The sequence below is a fragment of the Limimaricola soesokkakensis genome, assembly GCF_900172345.1.
GTDB lineage: Bacteria > Pseudomonadota > Alphaproteobacteria > Rhodobacterales > Rhodobacteraceae > Limimaricola > Limimaricola soesokkakensis.
Genome location: NZ_FWFY01000004.1, coordinates 22,470 through 48,872 on the forward strand (window position 1 = coordinate 22,470; position 26,403 = coordinate 48,872).

24 protein-coding genes are annotated in these 26,403 nt (G+C 66.5%); 12 read left to right on the top strand and 12 right to left on the bottom strand.

All coding sequences use genetic code 11. The features are described 5' to 3' along the window. Nucleotides 1-4 precede the first annotated feature (4 nt). The 4 genes from merA to LOS8367_RS07775 are packed head-to-tail and all read right to left on the bottom strand — an operon-like array spanning nt 5 to nt 2,368. Nucleotides 5-1,417: a mercury(II) reductase gene (gene merA / locus LOS8367_RS07760; RefSeq protein ID WP_085895934.1), complete on the bottom strand. Its 1,413-nt coding sequence runs from the start codon at nt 1,415-1,417 to the stop codon at nt 5-7. 11 nt (nt 1,418-1,428) lie between these two features. Then, nucleotides 1,429-1,659 carry a mercury resistance system transport protein MerF gene (merF, locus tag LOS8367_RS07765; RefSeq protein ID WP_085895935.1) on the bottom strand — a complete coding sequence of 77 codons (231 nt, stop codon included), beginning with the start codon at nt 1,657-1,659 and terminating at the stop codon, nt 1,429-1,431. Next, on the bottom strand, nt 1,656-1,952 hold the full coding sequence (locus LOS8367_RS07770) for a heavy-metal-associated domain-containing protein (RefSeq protein WP_085895936.1): 297 nt from the start codon (nt 1,950-1,952) through the stop codon (nt 1,656-1,658). The genes merF and LOS8367_RS07770 overlap by 4 nt, the downstream gene beginning before the upstream one ends. Nucleotides 1,953-1,969: 17 nt before the next feature. Continuing rightward, nucleotides 1,970-2,368 carry a mercuric transporter MerT family protein gene (locus LOS8367_RS07775; RefSeq protein WP_207569239.1) on the bottom strand — a complete coding sequence of 133 codons (399 nt, stop codon included), beginning with the start codon at nt 2,366-2,368 and terminating at the stop codon, nt 1,970-1,972. 73 nt (nt 2,369-2,441) lie between these two features. Here LOS8367_RS07775 and LOS8367_RS07780 point away from each other — a divergent pair, with 73 nt between their 5' ends. Then, nucleotides 2,442-2,897, top strand: coding sequence for a MerR family transcriptional regulator (locus LOS8367_RS07780; RefSeq protein ID WP_085895938.1), 456 nt, complete (start codon nt 2,442-2,444; stop codon nt 2,895-2,897). Nucleotides 2,898-3,065: 168 nt separating this feature from the next. Here LOS8367_RS07780 and LOS8367_RS07785 read toward each other — a convergent pair whose 3' ends face one another. From LOS8367_RS07785 to LOS8367_RS07805, 5 genes are all read right to left on the bottom strand, one after another. Then, a complete protein-coding gene (locus LOS8367_RS07785) occupies nt 3,066-4,301 on the bottom strand; it encodes a GAF domain-containing sensor histidine kinase (RefSeq protein WP_242665534.1) in 1,236 nt (411 codons plus the stop codon). A gap of 291 nt (nt 4,302-4,592) precedes the next feature. Continuing rightward, complete coding sequence (locus LOS8367_RS07790; protein ID WP_085895939.1) at nt 4,593-4,964, bottom strand: response regulator; 372 nt, start codon at nt 4,962-4,964, stop codon at nt 4,593-4,595. Then, nucleotides 4,964-6,781, bottom strand: a complete 1,818-nt coding sequence (locus LOS8367_RS07795; protein WP_085895940.1) for a sensor histidine kinase — start codon at nt 6,779-6,781, stop codon at nt 4,964-4,966. Before LOS8367_RS07795 ends, LOS8367_RS07790 begins: the two co-directional genes overlap by 1 nt. 145 nt (nt 6,782-6,926) lie before the next feature. Continuing rightward, nucleotides 6,927-8,129 carry a sensor histidine kinase gene (locus tag LOS8367_RS07800; protein ID WP_085895941.1) on the bottom strand — a complete coding sequence of 401 codons (1,203 nt, stop codon included), beginning with the start codon at nt 8,127-8,129 and terminating at the stop codon, nt 6,927-6,929. Between the two features lie 190 nt (nt 8,130-8,319). Further along, entirely contained in the window at nt 8,320-9,375 is a 1,056-nt protein-coding gene (locus LOS8367_RS07805; RefSeq protein WP_085895942.1) for an endonuclease/exonuclease/phosphatase family protein, read from the bottom strand. 176 nt (nt 9,376-9,551) lie between these two features. Here LOS8367_RS07805 and LOS8367_RS07810 point away from each other — a divergent pair, with 176 nt between their 5' ends. Further along, entirely contained in the window at nt 9,552-10,844 is a 1,293-nt protein-coding gene (locus LOS8367_RS07810; protein ID WP_085895943.1) for a DUF2254 domain-containing protein, read from the top strand. A 73-nt stretch (nt 10,845-10,917) separates the two neighbouring features. Here the strand turns inward: LOS8367_RS07810 and LOS8367_RS07815 are convergent, their stop codons facing one another. Further along, nucleotides 10,918-12,858: a hybrid sensor histidine kinase/response regulator gene (locus tag LOS8367_RS07815; protein ID WP_207569240.1), complete on the bottom strand. Its 1,941-nt coding sequence runs from the start codon at nt 12,856-12,858 to the stop codon at nt 10,918-10,920. Between the two features lie 723 nt (nt 12,859-13,581). Between LOS8367_RS07815 and LOS8367_RS18800 the strand changes: the two genes are divergently transcribed. The 8 genes from LOS8367_RS18800 (at nt 13,582) to LOS8367_RS07855 (ending at nt 23,370) form a co-directional block, all read left to right on the top strand. Beyond that, nucleotides 13,582-14,067: a DUF6639 family protein gene (locus tag LOS8367_RS18800; protein WP_503100518.1), complete on the top strand. Its 486-nt coding sequence runs from the start codon at nt 13,582-13,584 to the stop codon at nt 14,065-14,067. Nucleotides 14,068-14,500: 433 nt separating this feature from the next. Next, nucleotides 14,501-15,289, top strand: a complete 789-nt coding sequence (locus LOS8367_RS07825) for an ABC transporter ATP-binding protein (RefSeq protein WP_085896273.1) — start codon at nt 14,501-14,503, stop codon at nt 15,287-15,289. Beyond that, entirely contained in the window at nt 15,283-17,652 is a 2,370-nt protein-coding gene (locus LOS8367_RS07830) for an ABC transporter permease (protein ID WP_085895946.1), read from the top strand. The genes LOS8367_RS07825 and LOS8367_RS07830 overlap by 7 nt, the downstream gene beginning before the upstream one ends. A 4-nt stretch (nt 17,653-17,656) precedes the next feature. Then, complete coding sequence (locus tag LOS8367_RS07835; RefSeq protein ID WP_085895947.1) at nt 17,657-18,868, top strand: efflux RND transporter periplasmic adaptor subunit; 1,212 nt, start codon at nt 17,657-17,659, stop codon at nt 18,866-18,868. Between the two features lie 275 nt (nt 18,869-19,143). Beyond that, nucleotides 19,144-20,256 carry an ABC transporter permease gene (locus tag LOS8367_RS07840; RefSeq protein WP_085895948.1) on the top strand — a complete coding sequence of 371 codons (1,113 nt, stop codon included), beginning with the start codon at nt 19,144-19,146 and terminating at the stop codon, nt 20,254-20,256. A 14-nt stretch (nt 20,257-20,270) separates the two neighbouring features. After that, nucleotides 20,271-21,047 carry an ABC transporter ATP-binding protein gene (locus LOS8367_RS07845; RefSeq protein WP_085896274.1) on the top strand — a complete coding sequence of 259 codons (777 nt, stop codon included), beginning with the start codon at nt 20,271-20,273 and terminating at the stop codon, nt 21,045-21,047. A gap of 3 nt (nt 21,048-21,050) precedes the next feature. Beyond that, a complete protein-coding gene (locus LOS8367_RS07850; RefSeq protein ID WP_085895949.1) occupies nt 21,051-22,736 on the top strand; it encodes an MlaD family protein in 1,686 nt (561 codons plus the stop codon). A 10-nt stretch (nt 22,737-22,746) separates the two neighbouring features. Continuing rightward, nucleotides 22,747-23,370: an ABC-type transport auxiliary lipoprotein family protein gene (locus tag LOS8367_RS07855; protein WP_085895950.1), complete on the top strand. Its 624-nt coding sequence runs from the start codon at nt 22,747-22,749 to the stop codon at nt 23,368-23,370. 2 nt (nt 23,371-23,372) lie between these two features. Here LOS8367_RS07855 and LOS8367_RS07860 read toward each other — a convergent pair whose 3' ends face one another. Next, a complete protein-coding gene (locus LOS8367_RS07860) occupies nt 23,373-24,200 on the bottom strand; it encodes a universal stress protein (protein WP_085895951.1) in 828 nt (275 codons plus the stop codon). A 14-nt stretch (nt 24,201-24,214) separates the two neighbouring features. After that, nucleotides 24,215-25,069: a universal stress protein gene (locus LOS8367_RS07865; protein ID WP_085895952.1), complete on the bottom strand. Its 855-nt coding sequence runs from the start codon at nt 25,067-25,069 to the stop codon at nt 24,215-24,217. 139 nt (nt 25,070-25,208) lie between these two features. Here LOS8367_RS07865 and LOS8367_RS07870 point away from each other — a divergent pair, with 139 nt between their 5' ends. After that, nucleotides 25,209-25,622: a c-type cytochrome gene (locus LOS8367_RS07870; protein WP_085895953.1), complete on the top strand. Its 414-nt coding sequence runs from the start codon at nt 25,209-25,211 to the stop codon at nt 25,620-25,622. A 2-nt stretch (nt 25,623-25,624) separates the two neighbouring features. After that, nucleotides 25,625-26,362, top strand: coding sequence for a VIT1/CCC1 transporter family protein (locus LOS8367_RS07875; protein ID WP_242665535.1), 738 nt, complete (start codon nt 25,625-25,627; stop codon nt 26,360-26,362). The last annotated feature ends 41 nt before the right edge of the window (nt 26,363-26,403 follow it).

Consider the following 26,403-nt stretch of genomic DNA (forward strand, 5'->3'; position numbering starts at 1 on the left):
GGTCTCACCCCGCGCAGCAGCTGAGCGCAGCCACGTCCTTCTCGAAGGTCTGGGCCGCGAGCTTCAGCCCCTCCACCGTTGTGAGATAGGGCATGATGGTGTCGCCCAGCTCCTCGTAGGTCATGCCAGCCTTGAGCGCCATCGCCGCCGTCTGGATGCTGTCTGCGCCCTCGGGGGCGAGGATCTGTGCCCCCAACAACCGCTTGCTCCTCGCATCCGCCACCAGTTTGATCAGCCCGCGCGTGTCACGAGCGGCGAGCGCGCGCGGCACGGCATCAAGCGGCAGAACCGAGGTCACGACCTCATGTCCGGCAGCCCGCGCTTGTGCTTCGCTCAGCCCCACGCCCGCCACCTGCGGGTCGGAGAAGACCACCCAGGGCATCGTGCTGTTGTCATAGCTGCGCCCCTCGCCCGACACCGCGTTGCGGGCCGCGAGCTTGGCGCCGTAGGCCGCCATGTAGACGAATTGGTCCCGCCCGGTGACGTCGCCCGCGGCCCAGACATTCGGGTTGGCAGTGCGCATCTGCGCGTCGACGGTAATCCCGCCCTGCGCGTCGGTCTCGACCCCGGCGGCGGCGAGGTTCAGCCCGCCGCTGTTCGGTACCCGCCCGGTGGCGAGCAGCAGCCGCTCGGCTTCGAAGTTCTCACCGCCTGTTCCGGTCAGGCGCATGCTGCCTCCCTCGCGTGCCACGCTCTCGTAGCCAGCGACCCGCGCCAGTCGGATACCCTCCTCGGCGAGGTAGCCCTCCAGCGCCTCAGAGACTTCCGGCTCGGCCTCTGGCAGCACGCCGCGGCGGCTGACCAGCGTCACCGCGACGCCGGCGCGGGCGAAGAGTTGCGCCAGCTCCACCCCGATATAGCCCGCGCCGAGGACCAGCAGCGAGGCCGGCAGTTCGGTCAGCTCCAGCGCCGAGGTGCTGTCGAGGGCGTCGACCTGCTCGATACCGGGGATCGTGGGCACATGCGGGCGGGAGCCGGTCGCAACGATGATCTTCGTCGCAGGAAAGACGGCACCATTCACTGTTAGCTGGCCAGCGTCGCCGAACCGGGCGCGGCCCTCGATGTAGTCGATGTTCTCGTGCCGGGGCAGCACGTCGGCGTATTTCGCCGTGCGCAGCTCCTCCACCAGCGCCTGCTTCTGCACCACCGTCGCGGCCCAGTCGGTGACGCGGGCCCCGGCCTCGATGCCGTCGAACCGGTTCGCGGCGCGGGCGTGGTGCAGGCCCTCGACAGCGCGGATCAGCGCCTTGGAGGGAACGCAGCCGAAGTTGACGCATGTGCCGCCGATGGTCCCGTCGCCGATCAGGGCCACTCGCGCACCGGCCTCGGCGGCGGTGATCGCGGCCGAAAACCCGGCCGAGCCGGCGCCGACCACGGCGAGGTCGTAGGCGCCTTTGGGTGTGCAGCAATCTGTCATGTCTTCTCTCTTCAGCTGGTGCGTTGGCGCCGCCAGAGCGCGTAAAGGGTGATGCCGATGAACACCGCGAGCGCTGGCAGAAGCACGATGTCGAGCCAGCCCAGCAGGGCGGAGAGTCCGACCGCGCCCAGCAGGATCACCAAGATCGGGGTGAAGCAGCACAGCGCCGCGACGACGGTGCCGATCAGTCCGTATTTCAGGAGGCGATCGTTCTTGGTGGAGGGCGTCTCGGGCTGGTTCATGACCCACTCCCGGAGACAAGCGAGGCCCCGTAACCGACGCCGGTGACAGCGGCGATCAGCGCCTCGGGATCCGTGATGAGGTCGTCGTAGCGCAATACATAGAGGCCATCCTCGGCCTCGCCCTCGGCGAATTCCGCGATCTCCACCGTCTCGATGCGCTTGAGCGCAGTGGCGACGATGTAACTGCACGAGGGACAGGTCAGGCCCGTGACGTGGAGACGGGTCTCGGCTTCTTCGGCTTGGATCGCAACCGGTGCGAGGCTGAGCGATGCGGCGAGCAGGAGGTGTTTCATCGGCTGGGGACTCCGGTTCAGAAGGTCAGGATGCGGGGCGCGGCATAGGGGAAGATCAGGGCCAGCAGCGCCACGGCGAGGGCGCCCCAGAGAAGCGCGCGCATTAGACCGCGATCCACGGGACGAGCGCTGGTCCCGGTGCCGCAGTCTTTGGCGGGCACCGGTCGGTAGGCCTTCCAGAAGCCATAGCCGAGCGCCGCTGCCGCGAAGGAAAAGGTCACCCACTTGTAGGCGTAGAGCGCGGTGAGCTGGCCGATGAAGACGCCGGTGACACCGAGGCTGACCAGAACCAGCGGCAGGATGCAGCAGGAGGTCATCGCCAGCGCGCCAAGCACCCCGGCGCCGGTCGCGGCCCACCCGGTCCGGTCGAGGCTTTTACCCATCCGTCGTTCCGTGTTGATTGTCTCCGCCGTCATCGCGTCGCCCCGTTGTCGCTTGATGACAGGCAAGATAGGGTCTGTAGTAGCTACAGGATCAAGGAGAAATCCAATGCCGGTCGATCACGCCGCCGCGAGCGACCTGAAGCGCTCCGATCTGGCCCGCCTGACCGGCTGCAATCTCGAGACGATCCGCTATTACGAGAGCGTCGGCCTGATGCCCGATCCGCCGCGCACCTCTTCTGGCCATCGCCGCTACGGCTCCGCGCATGTCGAGCGGCTGAACTTCGTGAAGCGGGCACGGGATCTCGGCTTCACCATGGAAGAGATCCGCGGCCTGCTGTCCCTCGTTGATCGCGGCAGCCACACCTGCGCCGAGGTCGAACGGATGGGGTGCCACCATCTCGGCGTGGTCCGCGCCAAGATCCGCGACCTTCAGGCGATCGAGTCCGTTCTCGCCCGGACCATCGCCCGCTGCACCGGGTCTGATACTCCCGACTGCCCGTTGCTCGATGTTCTCAATGAAGGGCAGGCCAAGTCGGAAGAGGTGGTGAGCGCATCCGATTAGCTGCCATCCACGTGCGGTGCAGCGAAAGTCCGGTATCCGCCCCTCCCCGCATAGGCGGTCTTGGCCCAAACCGGCCGTTCGTGGAAGTATTCGACGGAGGGCGGCTTTGGTCAAAAAGACCGAGCACGTCGCCTGCCGATGCCGAAGAGCAAGTAGCCGTGCGAGTGCCTATCGCGCAAAAAGAGGCAGCTTGAATGCGAAGGTCGTGGTCCCGTCCTTGCAGGTTACCTCAATCCGACCATTGTGTGCGGTTGCGATGGAGGAGGCGATATGGAGCCCAAGTCCCAGACCTTCGCTCGTCGCATTCGCGCCTCTCTGGAAAGGTTGGAACAGGGTCTGCTGGACATCCTCCGGGATGGCCAGCCCGCGGTTCGCGACGCTAATCTCGACTTCGTTCTCCCGCACCACGCCCCGCACCGATATCGGTGAACCATGCGCTGCGTGTCGCGTGGCATTGGACAACAGGTTCGAAACCGCCTGTGCCACGCGCGGCGCATCGCAGTTGATCGGCCTGTCGAAGTGCAGGTCGAGCAAAACCTCCTGCTTGGGCCAGGCCGCACGGACCTCGTCGACGACCTGTCGGATGGCGTCCGCCAAGGGGGCGTCCGGGATCGCGGAAATCCGGATGCCGCCGCCCAGACGGGCCTTGGCATGCAGCATGATGTTGTCGATCAGGTCGCTCATGCGATGGAGCGATGCACGCATCATTGGCAGGATCTGCTGCGCCCTTTCCGGTAGGGGCTCCTTGTCAAGTTGCCTGAGCCCGGCGACGAGAGCGGCGACGGGATTGCGCAGGTCATGCCCCAGAACTGCAACGAACTCTTCCTGGGCCCGCGCCATCTCGCGCTCGTATTCGACAAGCCGCTCCTGCGCTTCCAGTCGCTCTTCGGTCTCCAGCCCCCGGCCGATGGTCTCCGCGAACATCTCCAGCATGGCGACCACGCGCGGTTGCTTCACATCGCGCGGGACGGTGTCGATCGCGCAGAGCGTGCCGAAGATGGTGCCGTCGCTGCGATGTATTGGAATGGAAGCGTAGCTGACGATGCCGAACTTGGCCGCGATGGGGTGATCCCTGTAGGTCTCGTCGGTGGCGACATCGCTGAACAAGACTTTCTGGGCCGTCTGCCGCACTGACTGGCAGAAAGTCGACTGGATTTCGATCTCGTCGCCCTCGGCCAGCCCGAAGTTGACTTCGTCCACGGTGCGACAGGCGACCCAGCGGTCGGCCGTCACCCGAGCGACGGCGGCGAACCGCATGTCGGTGGCCAGCATGACGGTTTCGAGGATGGTGCCCACGAGCTCGCTGGCTGCCAGCATTTCGATGTCGGCCTGAAAATCATGCGTCCCGGTCAGGAAGGCCGCATGATTCTGGATGGCGGCGCGCCGCTGTATGTCTCCGTCCACTCGCTGTCTCCATTACCTTCACCCCCAGTAACACGGGGCTGCCAAACGGCAATGCAGGATCTGGTTTCGAGGCTGTGACTGGAAGCGAGGCCGCCATTATCTTGGGGAGGCAGGTGCAAGTCGGCGGTCGCGGGCTCAGAAAGGAGGGAGCGGTGGTCATTCTGCCGTCCATACGGGCGTCGCAAGAAGCTCATACTTGCCTTTAGTATGTCGCCCGAATGCTTCGCCGGAGCGTTTCCGAACCGCCCCCTTACGCTGGGCGTAATGACTTCTGCCGTGAACCGGTCTCCATCATTCCGAGTCCAAGCACTGCTCCTTCATCACTAATCGAAATGCCGCAGCAATCATGTTCTCGTCGTAGGGCTTCGACACGACAATGAGGTCTCGATCTGAAGCGATAGGACCATAGCCCGACGCCAAGATCACGGCTACGCCGCGACGCTTCAACTCTTGCGCGAGTTCATCCGAGAATTCCCCATTCAGGTTCCGGTCGAGCATGGCGCAGTCGAAGGTCTCGTTCTCGACGAACGACCAAGCCTCTTGCAGCGAGCTTGCGGGGCCGACGATTTCCGCCCCGAGATCCCGAAGGATCTCCTCGGCATGCATGGCGATGAACAGCTCGTCCTCAACGAGCAGTACGCGCTTGCCCTGAAGCTCCCCCATCACGCTTTCCCGCCGAGTTTGGTTCGCGGCAGGTCAAACACGCAGGTGGTGCCAACTGTCCCGAAGTCGATCCGCAGCTTACCCATCAGTTCTCGCTCCACTGTGCTGCGAAGCAGCCTCATACCGAAACCACTTTTCTGTTCGCTCGGGACTGCCGGCCCATTGGTTTCGTGCCAATCGATCCGAATGCACTCCGGGCGCTCGCGACTCGTTGCGCACCGCACCCTGAGCTTCCCATCTGGCACGGAAAGCGAGCCATGCTTGATCGCATTCGTGGCGAGCTCGTGCAGGGCCATGGAGAGAGAGACCGCGGATTTCGGGGTCAGGCGCTCGTCCGTATCGATGAGCAGGTCCGCTTGGCTGCTTTTACCAGCCGCAATCCCACACGCGTGGAGCGCGGTGGTGAGGACATCGGACAGCATCGCATTCGCCCAGTTCTCCTTTGTAAGCAGGTCATGCGCCCCCGCAAGCGCGCGCAGACGGGCCTGAAATTTCGACTGGGCCTGCTGGGGGTCGGAAAGGTCACGAAACGACTGCACGGCAATGCTCTGCACGATTGCGAGCGTGTTCTTCACCCGGTGATTCAACTCGTCGACGAGCAGCTGCCGCGCTTCCTCGGCGCGACGTCGATCCTCGATATCCAGAAAGGACGTGATCGCGGCGACGACCTTGCCGGTCTCATCACGCAAGGGCCGACCGTTGACGATCCAGCGCCGCTCGCCAGCGCTGGTGTCGTAGATCACCTCGCGTCCGGTGGTCTCCTCCCCGTGCTCCAGCGCCCGGATGATCGCGAGTTCGTCCAAGGAATAACGGTGGCCGTCCAGATGGCGCAGTGGCAGATGGCGATAGCGCTCCAGCCCGCCATTAAGGTGGTCCACTCCCATCATGCGCCGTGCTTCTCGGTTTATGATCGGCGGCTTGCCCTGGGGATCACGTGCCACGCTGATGCCCACCGGCGTCGTTTCGATGACGGCCTCAAGAAACGCGCGTTCCAACGCCAGCTCGCGCCGGCTGTCCTCCAGCGCATCTCCGGCCGCCTTGCGATCGGTGAGGTCCAGGCCAATACCGATCTGCCGATCGTCGGACAGCCGGACGTTGGCCCAACTTGTCTGCAAGGTTTGCCCATTCCGCGTGACAAGGCGGATGTCCTTCCAGCCTTGGCAGCTCTCCATAAACCGCGCCACCTCGGCCCGGTAGTCGGGGTCGGGATAGCAGATCTCGAACACGGGCTCGGCGCGAGCTTCCTCGGTCGACCAACCCGCCAGTCGCTCGAACTCCTTGTTGACCAGAAGCAGGTTCTTGTCCGCGTCATACATGGTGATCATCACGGGAATGATGTCGACGATGCGCTGGAACAGCTCCCGCTCGCCGGCCAGAAGCTCTTCGGCATCACGTCGTGCCTCGATCTCCGCTTCCAACTTTTGCTGGGCCAATACGGCCTCGGTGACCTCCACCGAGGTCAGGACGAGCGAAGTGATGCGGCCATCTCGCCGCACGGGGGTCAGGCTCCAGTTCCACCATGTCGGACCGCGCTCGAGACCGTCATAGCGATAGCGTTCGACGACGAAGGGCTCGCCGGTCTCGGCGACCTGCCGGTATACGGCCAGAACCCGGTCCGGATTGCTCGCGAACTCGGGCAGCGTCAGCCCAGCCACGCCCTTTGTTCGAAACGGCTCGTCCAGCACCTTCTGGAAGGCCGGGTTGTGAGCGATGACACGAAACGGCTCCTCGGCCTCGAACAGTCCAAGGCAGGCCGGTGAGTGCTCGAAGAGCTCAGCGAGACCCGGTGCAGACTGGGCCGAAGACAGTTCGATCATGCAGCCTCCTCGGCAATCATATCGGTGCGGCTGGTTTCGCCACGGAAGCTAACGCCACAGTGCCTCTCATCAACCAGATGGCCACTACGTCGCGGCCTCCGGTATAGGGCGGTCAAAATAGTCCGTGTGGTTAAGAGTCTGGGGATCAGTGCGATCGCTCGGACCTGCTCTCGGTTCGTGCCGCATCGATGTTGAGGGGCAGCTTCACAGTAAATCGCGCACCACCGCGTTGCCCCCGTCCCCAGGTCACTTTTGCATCAAGCTTATGCGCCATCGCCTGTAGAATAGCCATGCCGAGCCCCTTGCTCTTGCTCGGATCGAAGCCCTCCTGAAGGCCGGGGCCGTCATCATCAACCTCGAGCCGGAAATACCCATCAGCCAGTTCGCCCTGAAGTCCGATGCAACCGGCGCCGCTCTTGACCGAGTTCAATACGAGTTCCGTGACCAGGTGGCCGATTGGAACCAACTGGTCACGAGCCAGATGAAGCGCGGGACAGTCCACCTCGATCAGGCCACCTTGCGGACACAGTGGAAAAAGCTCCCGGCTCAGCACCTGGAGAAACAGAGCCAAGTCTCCGTGCTGGGCAAGACCGGGCAGACTTTGCTGAATGTGCCGATTGGCCTGAGCGATGGCTCCGATCCGGGCAGCAATGTCATTGAGCTCGGAGGCTGTCTGTCCTGCATGTTGCGCCGCCTTGCGCCGCGCGACCGAGGAGATGAGCTGCAAGCTGTTCATGACCCGGTGCTCGACTTCCCCGGCCAAGAGCTCCTTTTCCCGCATCTCGCGCCGAAGCGCCTCATGTGTGGCGATGGCCTCGCGCCTCAGCTCGAGCTCGTCCATGACCACCGCCGCCAAATCCTGAAGGATTGCGGTCTGCTCCGGCGTGAACTCGCGTGGCGCCTTGTCGATGACGCAGAGCGTGCCGAGGCCATGTCCATCATGGGTTCTGAGCGGGATGCCCGCGTAGAAGCGGAGTCCGAACTCCCCGGCAACGAGTGGGTTGGAAAGCGCCACTGGCTCGACCAGCGCATCGTTAAGAATCCATGGCCCGTCTTGCAGGATCGCCGAGGCGCAAAGACCTGGTTCGCGAGGAATTTCCTGCACGCCTTCGAGCCCTTCATGGCTCTTGAACCAAATGCGGTCCTCGTCGACGATCGAGATGATGGCGATTGGTGCATTCAAAAGCCCCGACGCCAGTCTGGCAATACGGTCGAAGGCACCATCCGGTGGCGTATCGAGTACCGCATACCGGCGCACCGCCGACAAACGCGCAGATTCAGCATCGTATGACAGGTTGACGTGTTCCAAGTTGATGCTTTCCACCCCTTGAGCCGCTTCACGCAGCATGACGGGACAATTGGTCCCTGACAAACCCAGTTTCCGTTGCGCCCCGGGCGCCCCGTCGACCTTGGAAACCGGCGTGCCGCAGCGCCTGACATGAGGGCCCGGGCCTTCATTGAATCTAGCACAAGGTATGCCGCTCACAGAGGTTGGAACCAGATGCTGCCCGACGCCTGAACTGATCGAGGTGTCCGCGTCAGGCTATGGCTTCGCGCCCTTCTTCGATCATCTCCTTTGCTTCCTCGCGATCGGCTTGGTCGGCTACTGGCGCTTCCTGCTCTGCTTCCGCCTTCGGCTCGTATTGAAGCTCGACGAGAACGGGGAAGTGATCCGACCCGATGTTGGGCAGGCGTCGCAACTCCACCAGTGTGAAGGAGTTGTCGTGGAAGATGTGGTCGAGCGGCCATCTCAGAAGGAGGTGGCCGGCATGAAATGTGCTGAACATGCCTCGGCCACGCCGCGGGTCCAGAGCACCGCTGATGCGTTGAAACAGCCGGGTGGTGTGGGACCAAGCAACATCGTTCATGTCGCCGGCCACGATAGCGGCGCGCTTTGATTGGCGCATTTCCTTCGCGACCAGAAGCAGTTCGGCGTCCCGCCCTTCGCTGTCGTGATCCGGGTCCGGCGGCCGAGGATGAATGCCGAAGAAGTCGATCCAGACGCCCGAGGGCAGACGCACGCCGGTTCGAATGGACGGGATCTTGTCCGACAGCAGAAAGCGGACGTCGCGAGCCTCGAGTTCCAGCCTCGAGAACAACTCCATGCCGTAGTAATTGTCCTGCGGTCGCTTGATCCGATACGGGAACATGTCATCAAGAGACTGGAGCTTTTCGTGCCACCAGTCGTCCGTCTCCACGAGGAGCAGAAGGTCGGGGCGGACCTCACGCACTACCTGAAGGAGATCGATCGACTTCCGGTTCTCCATTAGCACGTTCGAGATCATCACCCGAACTCGGTTCTCCGGGCGCCGCGACGAAGCCCGCATGACCTGCTTCGGAGCTGCCAGCGTATAGGGAAAGACCCGAAACAGCTGGAGGCTCAGCGCCGGCACGACAACAGCCAAGTAAAAGATATCCCAGCGGTCGGCGATCCCGAACAGAAGTAGATAGCCGACCAGCAGAACCGCCAGCGCCGCCGCGATCTGAAGGCGGGGGAAATCGCTCATGCGAACCCACCATCTGGCACTGCGGATCAGGGGAAAGACCGTCTGCACCACGAAGAAGGCGGAGACCAGCCAGAATAACGGCCTCATGATCGGCAATCCTTCGCGCAATACAGCCTAGTAGAGGTATAGCGATCCAAGCAGCAGGCAAGCGGCATCAGCGCTGGCCGCCGCACGAGTTCTGTCAGCCGAGCGCCCTCCCGCTTTGGCCTTGTAATGCGGCGGGTTGCGGCACGAGGATGCCGGATCCAAGAGGAGCGAGTGTCATGATCCGAAGCCGCCTGAAGTTCACCGTGCAGCACCTGCGCGAAAAGCTCTGGATCAAGCCGCTCCGCAATGCGGTTCTCGCGGTCGCGGCGGTGTTCGTGGCGCATCTCGCCGACGGGCTTCCACTACAGGACATCGTGCCGGACATCAGCACCGAAACGGTCGAAAAGTTGCTCACGGTGATCTCCGCCAGCATGCTGGGCGTCGCGACATTCGCCGTCGCCTCCATGGTATCGGCCTATGCTTCAGCTGGGGGAAGTGCGACGCCGCGGGCGTTCGCGCTCATCATATCGGACAGCTTGTCACAGGAAGCGCTGTCGAGCTTTATCGGCGCCTTCATCTTCAGCATCGTCGGCATCATCGCGATCAAGGTGGGTTACTTCGGCGTTGCCGGACGCTTTGCGCTGTTTCTCTTCACAATCGCTATCTTCGCCTGGGTCGTCCTTACCTTCGTCCGCTGGGTCGACAACATTGCGCGGCTTGGACGGTTGGGTAACACGATCGAGAAGGTGGATGCGGCGACGCGCGAGGCCTTCGGCCATTTTCACCGCACCGCGCCTTTGGGCGGACGGCCCGTGGGCACAGTTCCGGAGGGTGGGATCGACCTCTACTCCGAAGACCTCGGCTTCATCCAGCACATCGATACCGGCCGCCTCGACAGATGGGCCAAGAAAAACGACGCGGTGGTCTACGTGCGGAGTCTGCCGGGGGCATTTGTCCATCCGCAGCGGGCGCTCGCCACGATCAAGCCTCTGGCCGGAGAGACAGTGCTCGAGATGAGTGATCTGCTCGATGCCTTCGTTATGGCGGAGCGCCGCACCTATGCCAGCGACCCACGGTTCGGCCTGATCGTCATGTCGGAGATCGGGTCTCGTGCGCTGTCGCCCGGGATCAACGACCCCGGGACGGCCATCGACATCGTCATTCGCATGGCGCGGATCATCCGGGATTGGAGCATCGAACAGGACGCCGAAGACAGTGCGCAACCGCAGCTCGAACGGGTGTTCGTGCCGCCACTGGCCCCCCATGACCTGCTGGAAGATGCCTATGCCGCAGTCAGCAAGGACGGCGTGGGATCGGTCGAAGTCGGGATCTGGATTCAGCGTTCGCTTGCGCTACTGGCCCAATTGTCTGCGACGGATATCAGTCGAGCCGCTCGCGATCAGGCAGCTCTCGCCTTCGCTCGCGCAGAGCAGGAGCTGAGCTTTCCGCACGATCTCGAACGGATTCGACGGGCGCATTCTTCTGTTGCAAGACGCGATGCAAAACCGATGGGTGTGACAGCCACCTGATCGGGGATACGGGGGACGTGGATTGGACGCATGGGATTTTCTACAAGGCTCCTCCTTCACACCATGATCAGCACTACGGCTGTTTGCTACTAGTAGCCTCACGAATGGCGGCCTGAAGCTGTTCCATGGAGAATGGCTTCATAAGCTTCGGCAGGTTCGCGCAGGTGCTGTCGTTCGGCAGTTCGAGAAAGCCGGTCGCGAGAACTACCTGCAAGCCGGGGTGACGCTCACGAGCGGCATCCGCGAGCTCTGCGCCACTCATCTGCGGCATCGCATGATCCGTGAGTAGCAGGTCCACTTCGTGCTCATCGAGCTTGGCCAGCGCCTCGGCCCCACTGCTCGCCTCGATGACCTCATAGCCGAGATCCTCCAGCATGATGACGGTATTCATCAGGACCAAGGCATCATCGTCGACGGCGAGCACGGTGAGGGGCGTGTCGACCGTGCCCTTGTCGGAGGTCTGGACCGAGGTGTCGGCCAGCTGTCCCTGCGGGGCTGAGGCTGCGGTGAACCACATCTCTACCGTCGTGCCCTCGCCCTTGGTGCTTTTCAGGACCAGGCGCCCCCCGGACTCTTCCAGCAGCCCATGAACCACCGAAAGGCCCAACCCCGTGCCCTTGCCGGGGCCCTTCGTCGTGAAGAACGGGTCGGCTGCCCGAGCGAGCGTCTCCTCGTCCATGCCCTCGCCGGTATCCGATATGGCAAGACAAACTCTCGGAGCCAACATCCGGTCCGTGCCATGAGCGGATGGAGCTTCCTCATGGGAGATCCGAATGCCGAGCAAACCACCATCGGGCATGGCATCCCGCGCGTTCGTGGCGATGTTGAGCAGCGCCAGCTCGAGCTGCGCGGCGTCGACCATCACCGGCGGCACGGCGGGCTGTGCCGACAGCTCGATCCGGATGTCACGTCCCAGCGAAAGTTGCATGAGGTCCCGCAGCCCCTTCACAAGGCACGGCAGGTCCACGAGCTGTGGCTCCAGCGGCTGACGGCGGGCGAACGCCAGCAATCGGCCGGTCAAGGCCGAACCGCGCTGCGCGCCTTGCAGCGCGTTGTCGATGAGGCTGGCTATCTGGGGATTGTCCGGAAGGCGCCGCTGAAGCAACTCGAGACTGCCCGAGATGGCCATCAAGAGGTTGTTGAAGTCATGCGCGATGCCACCTGCCAGCTGGCCGAGCGCTTCCATCTTACGCGACTGAAGAAGCTCCTCGTGGGCAACCTCAAGCGCCTTCTGCGCGTCCCGCTTCTCAGTGATGTCGCGGGTCACCTTGGCAAAGCCGATCAGTTCGCCCTCATCGTCGTGGATGGCGTCCACGACCACGCTGGCCCAGAACCGCGTGCCGTCCTTGCGCACCCGCCAGCCCTCATGCTCGAACCGCCCTTCCTGTCTGGCGGTTTCGAGCGCGCGCGAAGGCAATCCGTCCTCGCGATCCTCTTCGGTATAGAAACGCGAGAAGTGCTCCCCGAGGATCTCCCATGGGGCATAGCCCTTGATCCGCTGCGCGCCGGCGTTCCAGCTGGCCACATGTCCCTTCGGATCGAGCATGTAGATCGCATAGTCAGTCACACCCTGCACCAGGAGGCGGAACTGCTCCTGGCTTCGCCGCAGTTCCTCTTCCCGGGCGCGACGCTCGGTCAGATCACGCGTGATCTTCGCGAAGCCCAAAAGGTCCCCTGTGGGCGAGCGGATCGGATCGACGACCACATGCGCCCAGAAGCGGTGGCCGTCCTTGCGAACCCGCCAGCCCTCCCCCTCGTAGCGGCCGGCATTGGCAGCGGTTCTCAGGACCTCTTCGGGAAGCCCTCTCGCCCGATCCTCCTCAGTATAGAAGCGAGAGAAATGCGCCCCCATGATCTCGGACGCCGTGTAGCCCTTGAAGCGCTCTGCCCCCGGGTTCCAGCTCGAGACGTGACCCGCGGAATCCAGCATGTAGATCGCATAGTCGGTGATCGCCTCGAGCAGAAGCCGATGACGTTCGTCTTCGCTGACCGGAATCGCCACGGCTTCAGTCACGCGCATCTCCCCGGAATCGTTGGAGCACCACGATTGTCCGCGAAGCGCTCCGATAGACTATGGCACCTGACATGTTGCAGCGCATCGGTAGCGGCGTCCAGCACACCAATTCAGGCAACTGGAGCTCGTTCAAAGGAGAGTCCTCAGGGGGCAATGACACGTTTGCACGATCCCGTTGCCGCACTGACCTGAAAATCAAGTTTGATGCATTGAGACTGCTCTTCGCCGGGAATGACCATTGAGCCAATGTGCGGCGAAAGTCCGCTTCCCGCCGTTCTTACCCGTAGCTTGGCAGGCATAGCACCTATCAAGCGCTCGCAGCGAAGGGTGGGAATGTCCGTTCAGGGGATCTCAGTCCGGGCTGCGGCAACGGTCCGGGATTTACTGTTCATCACGTCCCCTTCGCCGACTCCAGCCAGTGAGGTCATCTCTTACAAATAGCCTTCGAGTGCTGCTTTCGAATGGTCGGATGCACTGTGGCACAGCCTGTGACACAGAAGGCGTTTTGTTTACCCGGCAGTTGACGCCATATACTTCCTTATTCCTTATTCCGTATTCTAATTGAAATAAGTATCTTAGATCAGAGTGATACCCTTTTCACGAGCTGCCAGAGGAGGAGGATGTGCTCAGGTTCCTGGGGACGGGCTTTTGGCGGCCACCGCAAGCGTTGCAGGCGAGGAAGAGACCGTCTGCCAGACTGCGGATCTTATCGTCGAAGGTGGGATGTCAATGTCTCGGGGCCGCATCTGCCGGATTGCCGCCCGTGAGATTCCAAAGCTTGCGGCCTGCAATGTTGCCGTGCCCGAGGGGGTCACGCTCAGGTCCGTGGATCCTCCTCCTAAGCCTTGCTTGGGCATCTTCCATTGCGGCGAAGCGCTCATCCGCTTGCTGTCGCCGGGGCTCATGGCCAAGCGCCGCGATCCGGACCGCGCCTTTGCCAGCGTACCGGATGAGCCCTGTTTCGATAGCGTGGTCGTACACGAATTGACGCACGCGGCCTACGACAGTGCAGAATGCCCATTCGTCGATTGCCCGGCAACGGCCGAATACGCCGCTTATGCGACGCAGGTTCGGTCGCTGCCGGCCGAGGCGCGCGAGGCATTCGAGGCAACCTCCGCCTTCGACCACTGTGTCTCACGGGATTACGGCTGCCAGCTCATTGGACGGATCATGGGCGGCGCGGCATTCATTGATAGGGAATGCTTCTGACGAGGGTGTCGGACTGAAGGGTTCCCCGATCCCTATACGGGATCTGGTGCTTTCCAAGCTACTCTTGGCTCCCGCCGATCGCGGTGAGAGGTAGGATACCACTGCCCGGCCCGGCGTTCATGAACAGCGGAGGGAACCGCCAGTTGTGGCTCCAGCAGATGAATGACGTCATCTCGTCGCCAGCCAGCCGGTCGTTGACGATGCGGTAGATGTCGACGCTGGTTGGGTCGGACCTGCGCCGGGGTCGTTTGACCTAGATCAACGCGGCCTCGAGCCGATGGCCGCAGCATCGGGCGAGACACTGGTTCAGCCGCGAAGCCCGTGATGAGGGGTGACGTCGTGGCGGGCGAAACGCCCGCGGGGCGGAACGAGCGTTAGGCGCCTCTCGAAGAAGGAGTTCGGCGCGCGCTCGGAACAGGGGGCCCGGATGCCCATGGATCATCTCGGCGACCGACAGCGCAACCTCTCGGCGGGGCCGAAGACCGGCGCGCCGACCGATGACGCAGGCACGGGCAGCTTGGCCGCGTTCCGCACCGAGGGGCTGAGCAAGACCTACGGCGCCGGCGGGCCGAACGAGGTCCGCGCGCTCGACGGCGTCGATCTGGAACTGCCGAGCGAGGAGCTCGTGGTGCTTCTCGGCCCGTCGGGCAGCGGCAAGTCCACCCTGCTCAACATCCTCGGCGGGCTGGACCACGCGACGCGCGGGACCGCATGGTTCCGGGACATGGAGCTGACCGCGATGACCGAGCGGCAGCTCACCCGCTACCGGCGCGATCATGTCGGCTTCGTGTTTCAGTTCTACAACCTCGTGGCCAGCCTCACCGCCCGCGAGAACGTCGAGCTGGTCACCGACATCGCCGCGGATCCCATGCCTGCCGCCGAGGCCCTGTCGCTGGTCGGGCTCGACGCGCGGCTCGATCACTTCCCCGCCCAGCTCTCGGGCGGCGAGCAGCAGCGCGTCGCCATCGCGCGGGCCATCGCCAAGCGCCCCGAGGTGCTGCTCTGCGACGAGCCGACCGGCGCGCTGGACAGCCGCACCGGGGTCGCGGTGCTGTCGGCGCTCGAAGCGGTCAACGCCCGTTTCGGGACCACCATCCTCGTCATCACCCACAACTCCGACATCGAACGCATGGCGCATCGGGTGATCCGTTTCCAGGACGGCCGGGTCATCGACATCGCGCGCAACCCCGACCGCGTCGCGGCCGAGGGCATCCGATGGTGAGAGCGCGCGCCATCGACCGCAAGCTGCTTCGCGACCTGCGCCGGCTGTGGTCCCAGGTCACGGCGATCGCGCTCGTGCTGGCCTGCGGCGTGGCGATCCTGCTGACCGCCTTCGGCATGATCCGGGCGCTGGAAACCACGCTCGACGACTATTACGGCCGCCAGCGCTTCGCCGAGATGTTCGCCTCGGTCCGCCGCGCGCCCGGCGAGTTGGTCGAGGAGATACGCGCGATCGAGGGCGTTCGCTCTGCCGAGGTGCGAAAGGTCGGTCCGGTCACGCTCGACCTGCCGGATCGACCGGCGCCGGGTTCGGGCCGGCTGTTGTCCCTGCCAGCCGGTGCGCCGCTTCTGAACGCGCCCCTGCTGGTCTCGGGGCGGATGCCGGACCCCGACAGCGACCGCGAAGTCGCCGTCAACGCCCGCTTCGCTCAGGCCAATGGCTTTCGCCCCGGCGATAGCTTTGCGGCGATCGCCAATGGACAGCGGCTCGACCTGATCATCACCGGCACGCTGCGTAGCCCGGAATTCCTCTACAGCCTGCCCCCCGGCGGGCTGATGCCCGACGATGCGGGGTTCGCGATCATCTGGATGCCGGAACGAGCCGCCGGCGCGGTGCTCGACCTCGAAGGTGCCATCAACGACGTCGCCCTGACCCTGCACGCGACCGCTGTCACGGCGGAGGTCGCGGACCGGGTCGATGCGCTGCTCGCCCCTTGGGGTGGCACCGGCAGCCGGCTGCGCGACCAGCATCCAAGCCATGCCTTCATCGCCGCCGAACTCCAACAGCTGCGCAACATGACCGTCGTGCTGCCGCCGATTTTCTTCGTGATCGCGGGCTTCCTGGTCAACATGCTCTTGGGCCGGATCGTGGCGTTGGAGCGCGCCGAGATCGGGCTGCTCAAGGCGGTCGGCTACCGCAAGTCGGAGATCGCGCTGCATTACTTGCTTCTCGCGATGCTGGTGGCCTGCATCGGTATCGCGATCGGCTGGCTCGCCGGAAGCTGGCTGGCGGGCGGCATGGCCCGGATCTATGCCCGGTTCTTCGATTTTCCGTGGCTGATCCGACCAGATGGTTTCGACGTCTACGCGATTTCGGGGCTCCTGGCCCTCGTGGTGGCCGGGCTGGGGGCCGCGCGGGCCGCGCTGACCGCGGCGCGACTGGCCCCGGCGGTGGCAATGGCCCCGCCCGCGCCACCGAATTTCGGCAAGGGGCCGTTCGACCGGCTGGCGGCCGGGCGCTGGCTCTCGCAGCCGGCGAAGATGGTGCTGCGCGGGCTGCTGCGCTGGCCGGTCCGTGCCGCGATGACGATGCTGGGGCTCTCCGCCGGGGTCGCGATCCTCGTCGCCTCCAGCTTCATGATCGACGCGATGGACGTGGTGATGGACAGCGCCTTCTACCGGGCGAACCGCCAGCACGCGACGCTGGTCCTTGGCGCGGAAGCGCCGGCCGAGGCGGCTCTGCAGGCCCGTGCCCTGCCCGGCGTTCTCCGGGTGGAGCCGCAGTTCGATCTCGCCGTGACGCTGCGCAACGGGCATTTGTCCAAGCGCCTTTCGATCACCGCCCAGCCCCCCGACGGCGATCTGGTCCGGATCCTCGACACCGAGGGCCGGGTCGTCGCCGCCCCGGAGACGGCGCTGATGCTGTCGCGCCAGCTGGCCGATCAGCTGCAGGTCGGACCGGGCGACGTGGTCGAGGTCGAGGTCGCCGGGGACCGGGAGCGCGACTTCCGGGAGCCGGTCGCGGCGGTGACGCGCCAATATCTCGGCCTCGGGGCCTATATGGACCACGACGCGCTCGCGGCGCGGCTGGGCCGGGCACCGCAGGTCACGGCCCTGCATCTGGCGCTGGACCCCGCCGCGTTGCCCGAGTTCCAGGCGGCGCTCAAGACTCTGCCGACGCTGGCGGCGAGCGTCATGCTGACCGGGGTCCGCGACAGCTTCCGCGAGACGATCCGGCAGAACATCCGCTGGAACACGATCTTGTTCCTGACGATCTCCGGGCTGATCACGGCCGGCGTCGCCTATAATGGCGCCCGCATCCAGCTCTCGGAGCGGGCGCGCGAGCTGGCCAGCCTGCGCATCCTCGGCTTCACCCGCACCGAGGCGGCGTCGATCCTGCTCGGCGAGACCGCCGTACTGGCGCTTCTGGCGCAGCCGCTGGGCTGGGGGATCGGTGCGCTGATCGCGCAGGGCATGGTCTCGGGCTTCGACAGCGACCTCTACCGGATTCCACTGGTGCTGACCCCGGCCAATTTCGCGCGCGCGAGCCTGCTGACGCTGACCGCGATCCTGGCCGCCGCGCTGCTGGTCCGGCGGCGTTTCGACCGGCTGGATCTTCTGGACGTCCTCAAGACGAGGGAATGAAACCATGGCCCGCCCTATCCGCCTGATCGTCCTGTTTGCCATCCCGGCGCTGATCGTCGCGAGCCTCCTTTGGGTCGCGTTTCGACCGCTGCCCGTCACCGCCGAGCTGGTACCCGTGGCGCGCGGGCCAATGGAGGTCACGCTCGAGGTCGAGGGAAAGGCGCGGATCCGCGAGGTCTGGGAGGTCTCGGCACCGATCGCGGGCACGGCCCGGCGTTCGCCGGTCCGGGTCGGCGACCCGGTGGTGGCCGGCGAGACGCTGGTCGCCGTGGTCGAGCCGATCGAACCCAGCCTGCTCGACCGGCGCAGCCGGGTCGAGGCCGAGGCAGCCACGCATGAGGCCGAGGCCGCCTTCACCGCCGCCGAGAGCCGGTTGCAGCAGGCCCTGCAGGAGCTCAGCTACGCCAAATCGCGTCACGACCAGACCCGGACGCTGGTCGATCGCGGCGCCGCCCCGGCCGACCGGCTTGAGGAGGCGACGCAGGCGCTCAAGGTCGCGCAGGCCGCCCGCGACACGGCGCTGTCGACACGCATCATGGCGCAGAGCGCGCTCGACCGGACCCGCGCCGCGTTGATCGGTCCCGGCGACGGGACCGGGGATGGCAGCGGCTGCTGCGTCGAGATCCGCGCCCCGGCCACCGGCGTCGTCCTCGCCATCGACCAGCTCAGTGCGCGGCCGGTCGCCGCCGGCGAGCGGCTGCTCGACATCGGCGATCCGAACGATCTGGAGATCGTCGCGGACCTGCTGTCGCGCGATGCCGTCCGCCTCCCCGAGGATGCCCTGGCCCATGTCGCGCGCTGGGGCGGGGCGAGCGAGCCGCCCGCCCATCTGCGCCGGATCGAACCATCGGCGCGGACCGAGGTCTCGGCGCTGGGGATCGAAGAGCAACGGGTCGAGGCGATTTTCGATTTCACCGAGCCCGACGCACCGCCCGTCGGGCTCGGGGACGGCTATGCCCTGCGCTTGCGCATCGTGCTGTGGCGGTCTCCGGACGAGTTGCAGGTGCCGATCGCCGCGCTGTTTCGCGAGGGTCAGAACTGGGCGAGCTTCGTGGTCGAGGAGGGTCGCGCCCGCCGCGCCGTGCTGGAGATCGGCCAGCGCAACGACACGGCCGCGCAGGTGCTGGGCGGGCTGGAGATCGGTGACGTAGTCATCGCGCATCCCGGCGAGAAGATCGCCGAGGGCGTCGCGGTCCGGGCGGCCGAGCGCGAGTGACCCGGAGACCGCCGAGCCGACAGGCGCCGCGCCACCGCGGGGCGGCATCATATCGACCCGTGGCTCCCTTGCCTTGATCCAGATCAGAGCCGGGTTGTCCACGGGCGGCGATACTCGCCCCACCTCCGCTGGAAAGGCCGCTCCATGATCCCCACCGCGATCGAATGCATAGCGGCGCGTCCCGTACCCCACACGGCTCGCCCCGTACCTGCTTCCCTGCGCCCGAGGGGCGCGGCTTGCCGGTCCGAGGCCCGCGCGTCGGGGTGGCCCGACCGATGAGCATCAAGATCGGCACGACGGCCGGACAGCCAAAGATCGAAATCTCGGGCTCTCTCGGCCTGCCCGAACTGGAACAGGCCCGCCGTCGTTTCGCGCAGACCCCCTTCGCCCCCCATGCCACGCTTGATCTCTCGGCGCTGCAGCGCCTCGATTCCGCCGGCGCGTGGCTGCTGCTGACCGAACAGGCGCGGCTGCGGCAGGAGGGGACGGACCTCATCATCGCATCGGTGCCGCCACACGCCCTGCCACTCGTGGAGGTCGTACGCGCGAACCTCGCACGGGCCGAGCCCGCGACCCGGCCGCCGCTCACCGTCGCCGCGCTGCTCGACCGGCTCGGCAGGAAGGTCGCCGGCGGCGCTGCCTTCCTGCGCGACCTGCTGGGATATCTCGGGATCTTCACCGCACGGCTGCTCGGAGCGCTCCGGCGGCCACGCGGGTTTCACCTGACCTCGCTCGTGCATCACTGCGAGGAGGTCGGGCTGCGCGCGGTGCCGATCGTGGCGCTCATGGCATTCCTGATCGGCGTCGTGCTCGCCTTTCAGGGCGCGACCCAGCTACGTCCCTTCGGCGCGGAGATCTTCGTGGTCGAGCTGATCGCCATCTCGATCCTGCGCGAACTCGGCATCCTTCTCACCGCGATCATCGTCGCCGGGCGCACCGCCTCGGCCTTCACGGCGGCGATCGGCTCGATGAAAATGCGCGAGGAGATCGACGCCATGCTGACCCTGCGCATCGACCCGGCCAACGCGCTGATACTGCCGCGCATCCTGGCGCTGGTGATCACGCTGCCGATCCTCGGGTTGGTGGCGGATCTGAGCGGTCTCCTGGGCGGTGCGCTCATGTCATGGGCCGAGCTCGGCATCTCGCCCGCGATGTTCCGCACCCGGCTGATCGAGGGCGTCGAGCCGATTCATGTCGTCGTCGGGCTGGTCAAGGCGCCGGTCTTCGCGCTGATCATCGGCATCGTCGGCTGCCGCGCCGGAATGCAGGTCGGTAACAGCGCGGAATCGCTCGGGCGGATGACCTCCAGCGCCGTCGTCACCGCGATCTTCGCGGTAATCGTCATCGACGCGCTGTTCTCGATCCTCTTCGCGCAGGTCGGCCTGTGACCGGGGCCGACGACATGGTGATCCGCATTCGGGGGCTGGAGAACCGCTTCGGGCCGCATCGCGTCCATGAGGGGCTCGATCTCGATATGCGGCGCGGAGAGGTGCTGGGCGTGGTCGGCGGCTCGGGCACGGGCAAGTCGGTGCTGCTGCGCAGCATCGTCGGTCTGCGGCGACCCAATGCCGGGCGGATCGCGGTGTTCGGCGAGGAGATGACCGGGATCGACGAGGATCGCCGCGCCGCGCTCGCGGCGCGGTGGGGCGTCATGTTCCAAGACGGGGCGCTGTTCTCCTCGCTGACGCTGCGCGAGAATGTCGAGGTGCCGCTGCGCGGCGTCGCGGGGCTCGATCCGGACACCCGCCATGCCTTGGCCGAGCTCAAGATCGCCATGGTCGGGCTGCCGCTCGACGCGGCCGAAACCTATCCGGCCGAGCTTTCGGGCGGCATGCGCAAGCGCGCGGGCCTCGCGCGCGCGCTCGCGCTCGACCCCGAGATCGTCTTTCTCGACGAACCGACCGCGGGGCTCGACCCGATCGGCGCCGCGGCCTTCGACCGGCTGATGCGCGATCTCGTGCAGGCGCTGGGGCTCAGCGTGTTCCTCGTGACCCACGATCTCGATACGCTCTACGCGCTGTGCGACCGCGTCGCCGTGCTGGCCGAGCGCCGCGTGCTCGCGACGGGCACGCTCGATGACATGCTGGCGGTCGAGCACCCTTGGGTGCGCGACTATTTCCACGGCCCCCGCGGCCGGGCCGCCCGCAGGTCCGGCCCGGCCGCACCGCAAGGGAGGTGACACATGGAGACCAAGGCCAACTACGTCCTCGTCGGCGCCTTCACCCTCGCGGGCCTGCTCGGCATTCTTGCCTTCCTGCTCTGGTTCGCCCGGGTCGAGCTGGACCGGCAGTTCGCCACCTACGAGATCGAGTTCGACAGCGTCTCCGGGCTCGGCCGCGCCTCGGAGGTGCGCTTCGGCGGGCTGCTGGTAGGACAGGTCACCGATCTCGCCCTCGCCCCCGAACAAACGGGCGCCATAAGGGTCGTGGTGCAGGTGCAGGCCGATACCCCGGTCCGACGCGACAGCATCGCCCGGATCGAGGCGCTGGGCGTGACTGGCGTGTCTTATGTCGAGATCGAGGCGGGATCGCCTGACACGCCGCTGCTTTCCGCCGCCCCCGGCGAGCCATTGCCGCGCATCGTCGCCGGGCCCTCGACGCTGCAATCGCTGACCCGCAGCGCGCCCGAACTGCTCGACGAGGCGCTCTCGGTCATGCAGCGCCTCGACACCCTGCTCGACGAGGCGAACCGCGACCGCATCGTGCGGATCCTCGACAACACCGAACGGGCGAGCGCGGCGCTAGCGGATACGCTCGACGAGCTGTCCGGCACGGCGGAGGCGATCACAGGCGTCACGGCCGAGGCCCGGCGCTTCAACGACACATGGGACGATCTCGCCGATGGGCTCCTGCGCCTGTCCGACCGGGCCGAGACCACCATGGCCCGGATCGACACGCTGGCGGAGACCGCCGGGGAGACAATGCGAAGCGGCTCCGACACCCTTCAGGCGGCGCAGGATCTGCTGGCCGAGACCGACCGCTACATGGCCGAGGAGGCCAGCGCCGCCAGCACCGCCCTGCAGCAGATGCTCGACGAACTGCGGGCCGAGATCAGTGCGCTGGGCCCCGAGGCCCGGCGCATGATCGAGACGCTCGCATCAGCTGGGGACGCGGCCGGGGCCCGCCTCGACGAGGTCGCGGAACTGCTGCAGAGCGCCATGGACGCCGCGGTCCGGCTCGGCCCCGCGATCGGAACCACCGAGCGCGAGATCGCGGCCCTTTCGGGCTCTGCCCGCGACCTCGTGGCGCGAGCGGAGCGGCTGGTCGACGAGGATCTCGCGCCGATGCTGTCGGATCTGCGCGGCACCGGACGCGCGATGGACGATCTCGTCTCGACGCTGGGCCCCGACATCGCGAGCGCCACCGAAAGCGCCGCCCGACTCGCCGGATCGGCCGAAGCCCTCGTTACGGGGGCAGCGGACGGGCTTACGGCCGCGCAGGACGCCATGCGCTCGCTGGAGACCGCCATGCAGCGCGGCGAAGCCGCCTTCGCCTCGGCCGACCGCACCTTCTCGGAGACGGCGCGGATCGTGGAAGAGGAGATCGCGCCGCTGATCTCGGACGTCCGGGGCACCGCTTCGGGCCTCGAAAGCGCCATTGGCACGGTTTCCGCCGAACTGCCCGGGATCGGCGCGGATCTGCGGCGCGCGAGCCAGGCGGCGGCGACCGCCTTCGAGACGCTGGCCGCCACGGTGGCGCGGTCGGGAACCGCGCTGGACGGCTTCACGGCCGAGGCGCTTCCGGGCTATGCTCGCCTCGCACGGGAAGCGCGTGCCCTGGTCGGGAACCTCGACCGCATGGTCGGCCGGATGGATCGGGACCCCGCCCGCTTCCTGCTGGACGACCGGGCCCCCGCCTACCGCAGGTGAAGGGAATGGAATGCTTCGGGTTCAAGCTGCGGCCGGTTTCGGGCTCGTTCTGCTGTTGTCCGGCTGTGGCGCGCTGGATGTCCTGGATCGGGCTTCGGCGCCACTCGAGGTATTCGAACTGCGCTCGCCGGAGATTGCCGCGCCCGCGGTCGCGCCGCGCCCGCTCGACGTGATCGTCGAATTGCCCGTGGCCTCCGGCAGCATCGCCACCGACCGGATCATGATCCGTCCTGATCCGCTCCGGGCGCAGTACCTGCCCGATGCGCGCTGGGCCGACCCGGTACCGCAGATGGTCCAGACGCTGATGGTGCGAAGCCTCGGCGACAGCGCCGCGCTGCGATATGTCGGCCGCAGCCCCTTGGGGGTGGGCGGTGATTACGCAGTGCTGACCGAGATCATCGGTTTCCAAGCGGAGGCCTTCGCCGCCGAGGGCGCGCAGGTCGAGATCGAGTTGCTGGTCCGGCTGGTGCGCGAAAGCGACGCGGCCGTTGTCTCGACACGCCGGATCGAGGCGGTGTCCGAAGCGCCTTCGACCGACAGCGCAGCGCTGGCCGCGGCCTTCGACCGGGCCATGCGCGCGGCGCTCGGGGAATTCACCGGCTGGGTGCTGGGCGAGGTCGGCGCCGGCAGCTGAGGTCACTTGGAGAACAGCACCGGTCGCTCGGCGTTGCGCAGGAGGCTCCACGTCACCGTCCCGAGCACGAAGTCGTAGGCGCGCGAATGGCCGAAGGCTCCGGTGACGATCAGCTTCGCCCCGGTCTGGCACGCTTCGCGCTCGAGAATCTCGCTGATCTTCGATGACCCGGCCTCGCGGTGCACGACCCTCACCGTCAGGCCATGGCGACTCAACATCGTGGCCATGTCCTGCGCCGGGTAGTGGTGCTCGTCGCGGTAGGGCAGCTTGGCCGCGCTGAGCAGCGTGACCTCCGCCCCCTCCTCCAGCAGATCAACGGCGTCATGTGCCGCACGCGCGGCCTCGCGGGTCTCGCTCCAGCCGATCACCGCGGCGCGCCCCAGCGGCGCGGGCTCCCAGCCCGGCGGGATCATCAGAACCGGGCGACCCGAGGCGCGGATGATCTCCTCCTCACCTCGGCCGGTGCGATCTCCGTCGGGGCGCCCCACCATCACCAGATCAGCGGCGCGCACGCTCTCGACCACCCGTTCGGCGGGGGTGAGGTATTTCGCCCCGAGGCAGCGCCACTCCCCCGCAATACCCTCAGCCGCGACGCGCGCATCGAATACGGCCTGCACCTCGCGGGTGGCGTCGCGCTGGCGGTCGCGGAGTTGCGACAGGACCTCGCCGCTCATGTGCGACGAAACGGCTGGGTAGATCTGCGGATCGGGCACCACGTGGAGCCCGAGCAGATGCGCGCCCTTCTCGCGCGCCAGCGCGGCCCCGGCCCGCGCGAGCGGCTCGGCCTGGGCCGCGTCGGTGAAGCACAGGGCAATGGTCCTGATGGTCATGGCTCGGTCTCCTTCTATCCGGCGGACCGGAACGGCGGTGGCACGGCGAGCAGGTCGCAGGGCGGATCCGCCATCAGCCCGCGCGCCACGCTGCCCAGAAGCGCCTCGGACAGCCGCGGCCGCGCATGGGTGCCGACCGCGAGCAGATCCGCCGGCGCGATTGCGAGCGCGCGGCGGATCGCGGCCTCCGGCGCATCCTCGACGAAGATGCGCTCCGCGCCGGCCAGCCGCGTCTCCAATCCGCCGAGGAATGTGGCCATGTCGGTTTCGGCGGTCTCGTGCTGACGGCGACGTTCGGCATGCAGCAGCGAGCGTCGGCTCTCGCCGCCAAGCAGGAAGCGGAAGGGCACGCTGTAAGCATGCAGTAGGCGGGTCGTCGCATTCGGCGCGAGACGCAGTGCCGCCTCGAGCGCGGCGCGCGCAGCGAGCGAGAAATCGGTGGCCGCGAGCAGCGAGCCGTAGGGTCTGACTGGGTCGCCGCGGACGACGAGCAGCGGCGTGTCGCAGGCCTTGGCGACGCGCTCGACGGTCGTGCCGCGGAACAGTTCCGCAATCCCGGCATGGCGGTGCGCCCCCATCACCAGCAGCTCCGCCTCGGCAGCGGCGTCGAGGATCGTCATCCAGGGCGTGCCGAACTCGAGCCGGCTCCGGACCCGACCGTTCAGCCTGGCGTGCAAGGCCGCGACCTCCGTCGCGAGACGCCCGCCCGCGGCGCGTTCGAACTCGGCCCGCAGGTCGTCCGGCAAATCGTCGCGCAAGACATGCAGGACCTCCAGCCCGGCGCCCAGCGCCTCCGCCAACATCGCCGCCCGACGCAATGCGCGGGCGCCCTGCGCCGTCAGATCCGTCGCGACCAGAATCCGCTCCATGCCTTCTATCTCCGCCCGGGAACGCGTCTCGTCCCTCTGTCGGTCAGTCTGGTCCGGCACCCCCGGGGCTGCCTTGATGCAGGTCAAGGCCTATGACGCGTCCACCGGCGAAGCTGGAGTCGCAGCAAAGGAGCCGATCATGCGACCGTTACTCCCATTCGTTCTTCTCATCGCCGGCACGACGCAGGCGCAGGAGGTGGAGGACCCGCTTTCGATTGAGGCGGGCCACGATCTCTACATGGTGTTCTGCCAGTCCTGCCACGGCCCGGAGGCCCGCGGCGACGGGCCCTTCGCAGAGGTACTCAAGCGCGTGCCCCCGGATCTTACGCGGCTTTCGGAGCGCAATGGCGGCAGCTTTCCGGTCGCCCGCGCCACGCGCCAGATCGACGGCCGCGATCCCCTACTTGGCCATGGCGGCGAAATGCCGGTCTTCGGACCGGTCTTCGACACAGATTTCGGCACGCTTTCGACCCAGTCCGGCCAGCCGGTGCTGACCAGCCAGTCGATCACCGATCTGATCCACTGGCTCGAGAGCATCCAGGTCGCGGGCTGACCGTGCTGCGTTTCGGCCAGCGCCCCACCGATCACGGCCACGGCCGGGCCGAGATCGCGCGACGGCTGGCGCGGGCCGGGCAAGGCGGGCATCTGAAGGACGCGATCTACGGTGCGATGGACGGGGCGGTGACGACCTTCGCCATCGTCGCAGGCGTGCAGGGCGCCGGGCTGTCACCGGCGATCATCCTTGCGCTGGGTGCCGCCAACCTGCTGGCCGACGGTTTCTCGATGGCGGCGGGCAACTATGCCGGCACCAAGGCCGAGCGCGACGACGCGGCCCGGCTCAGGGCGGTCGAAGAGCGTCACATCGATCTCTATCCCGAAGGCGAGCGCGAGGAGATCCGACAGATCCTCGCGGCCAAGGGCCTCGACGGTTCGGTTCTGGAGCGCGCGGTAACCGCGATCTCGCGCAACCGCCGCGCCTGGGTGGAACTGATGCTGGTTGACGAGTACGGGCTGAGTCCGAGGGCCCCGACCCCCCTGCCCGCCGCGCTGGTGACCTTCGCGGCCTTCCTCGTCGCCGGTCTGGTGCCGCTCGCGCCCTTCGCGCTCGGGCTCGGCGCGGCCTTCGGCCTGTCGGTCGCCATGACCGGGGCCGCCTTCTTCGCGATCGGCGCGCTGAAGAGCCGCTGGTCGCTGGCGCCGTGGTGGCGCTCGGGCCTCGAGACGCTGGCGATCGGCGGCACGGCAGCCGCGATCGCCTATCTGGTCGGATCGCTGTTTCGCGGGATCGGCTAAAGGATATCCGGCGATCGCAACCCGAACTCCGCGGGGGGCGC

What these genes read in the sequence shown, in the direction of transcription:
- merA (WP_085895934.1), bottom strand. Translation starts at nt 1,417, where the DNA reads ATGACAGATTGCTGCACACCCAAAGGCGCCTACGACCTCGCCGTGGTC.
- merF (WP_085895935.1), bottom strand. Translation starts at nt 1,659, where the DNA reads ATGAACCAGCCCGAGACGCCCTCCACCAAGAACGATCGCCTCCTGAAA.
- LOS8367_RS07770 (WP_085895936.1), bottom strand. Translation starts at nt 1,952, where the DNA reads ATGAAACACCTCCTGCTCGCCGCATCGCTCAGCCTCGCACCGGTTGCG.
- LOS8367_RS07775 (WP_207569239.1), bottom strand. Translation starts at nt 2,368, where the DNA reads ATGACGGCGGAGACAATCAACACGGAACGACGGATGGGTAAAAGCCTC.
- LOS8367_RS07780 (WP_085895938.1), top strand. Translation starts at nt 2,442, where the DNA reads ATGCCGGTCGATCACGCCGCCGCGAGCGACCTGAAGCGCTCCGATCTG.
- LOS8367_RS07790 (WP_085895939.1), bottom strand. Translation starts at nt 4,964, where the DNA reads ATGGGGGAGCTTCAGGGCAAGCGCGTACTGCTCGTTGAGGACGAGCTG.
- LOS8367_RS07795 (WP_085895940.1), bottom strand. Translation starts at nt 6,781, where the DNA reads ATGATCGAACTGTCTTCGGCCCAGTCTGCACCGGGTCTCGCTGAGCTC.
- LOS8367_RS07800 (WP_085895941.1), bottom strand. Translation starts at nt 8,129, where the DNA reads ATGCTGCGTGAAGCGGCTCAAGGGGTGGAAAGCATCAACTTGGAACAC.
- LOS8367_RS07805 (WP_085895942.1), bottom strand. Translation starts at nt 9,375, where the DNA reads ATGAGGCCGTTATTCTGGCTGGTCTCCGCCTTCTTCGTGGTGCAGACG.
- LOS8367_RS07810 (WP_085895943.1), top strand. Translation starts at nt 9,552, where the DNA reads ATGATCCGAAGCCGCCTGAAGTTCACCGTGCAGCACCTGCGCGAAAAG.
- LOS8367_RS18800 (WP_503100518.1), top strand. Translation starts at nt 13,582, where the DNA reads ATGTCAATGTCTCGGGGCCGCATCTGCCGGATTGCCGCCCGTGAGATT.
- LOS8367_RS07825 (WP_085896273.1), top strand. Translation starts at nt 14,501, where the DNA reads ATGGATCATCTCGGCGACCGACAGCGCAACCTCTCGGCGGGGCCGAAG.
- LOS8367_RS07830 (WP_085895946.1), top strand. Translation starts at nt 15,283, where the DNA reads ATGGTGAGAGCGCGCGCCATCGACCGCAAGCTGCTTCGCGACCTGCGC.
- LOS8367_RS07835 (WP_085895947.1), top strand. Translation starts at nt 17,657, where the DNA reads ATGGCCCGCCCTATCCGCCTGATCGTCCTGTTTGCCATCCCGGCGCTG.
- LOS8367_RS07840 (WP_085895948.1), top strand. Translation starts at nt 19,144, where the DNA reads ATGAGCATCAAGATCGGCACGACGGCCGGACAGCCAAAGATCGAAATC.
- LOS8367_RS07845 (WP_085896274.1), top strand. Translation starts at nt 20,271, where the DNA reads ATGGTGATCCGCATTCGGGGGCTGGAGAACCGCTTCGGGCCGCATCGC.
- LOS8367_RS07850 (WP_085895949.1), top strand. Translation starts at nt 21,051, where the DNA reads ATGGAGACCAAGGCCAACTACGTCCTCGTCGGCGCCTTCACCCTCGCG.
- LOS8367_RS07855 (WP_085895950.1), top strand. Translation starts at nt 22,747, where the DNA reads ATGCTTCGGGTTCAAGCTGCGGCCGGTTTCGGGCTCGTTCTGCTGTTG.
- LOS8367_RS07860 (WP_085895951.1), bottom strand. Translation starts at nt 24,200, where the DNA reads ATGACCATCAGGACCATTGCCCTGTGCTTCACCGACGCGGCCCAGGCC.
- LOS8367_RS07865 (WP_085895952.1), bottom strand. Translation starts at nt 25,069, where the DNA reads ATGGAGCGGATTCTGGTCGCGACGGATCTGACGGCGCAGGGCGCCCGC.
- LOS8367_RS07870 (WP_085895953.1), top strand. Translation starts at nt 25,209, where the DNA reads ATGCGACCGTTACTCCCATTCGTTCTTCTCATCGCCGGCACGACGCAG.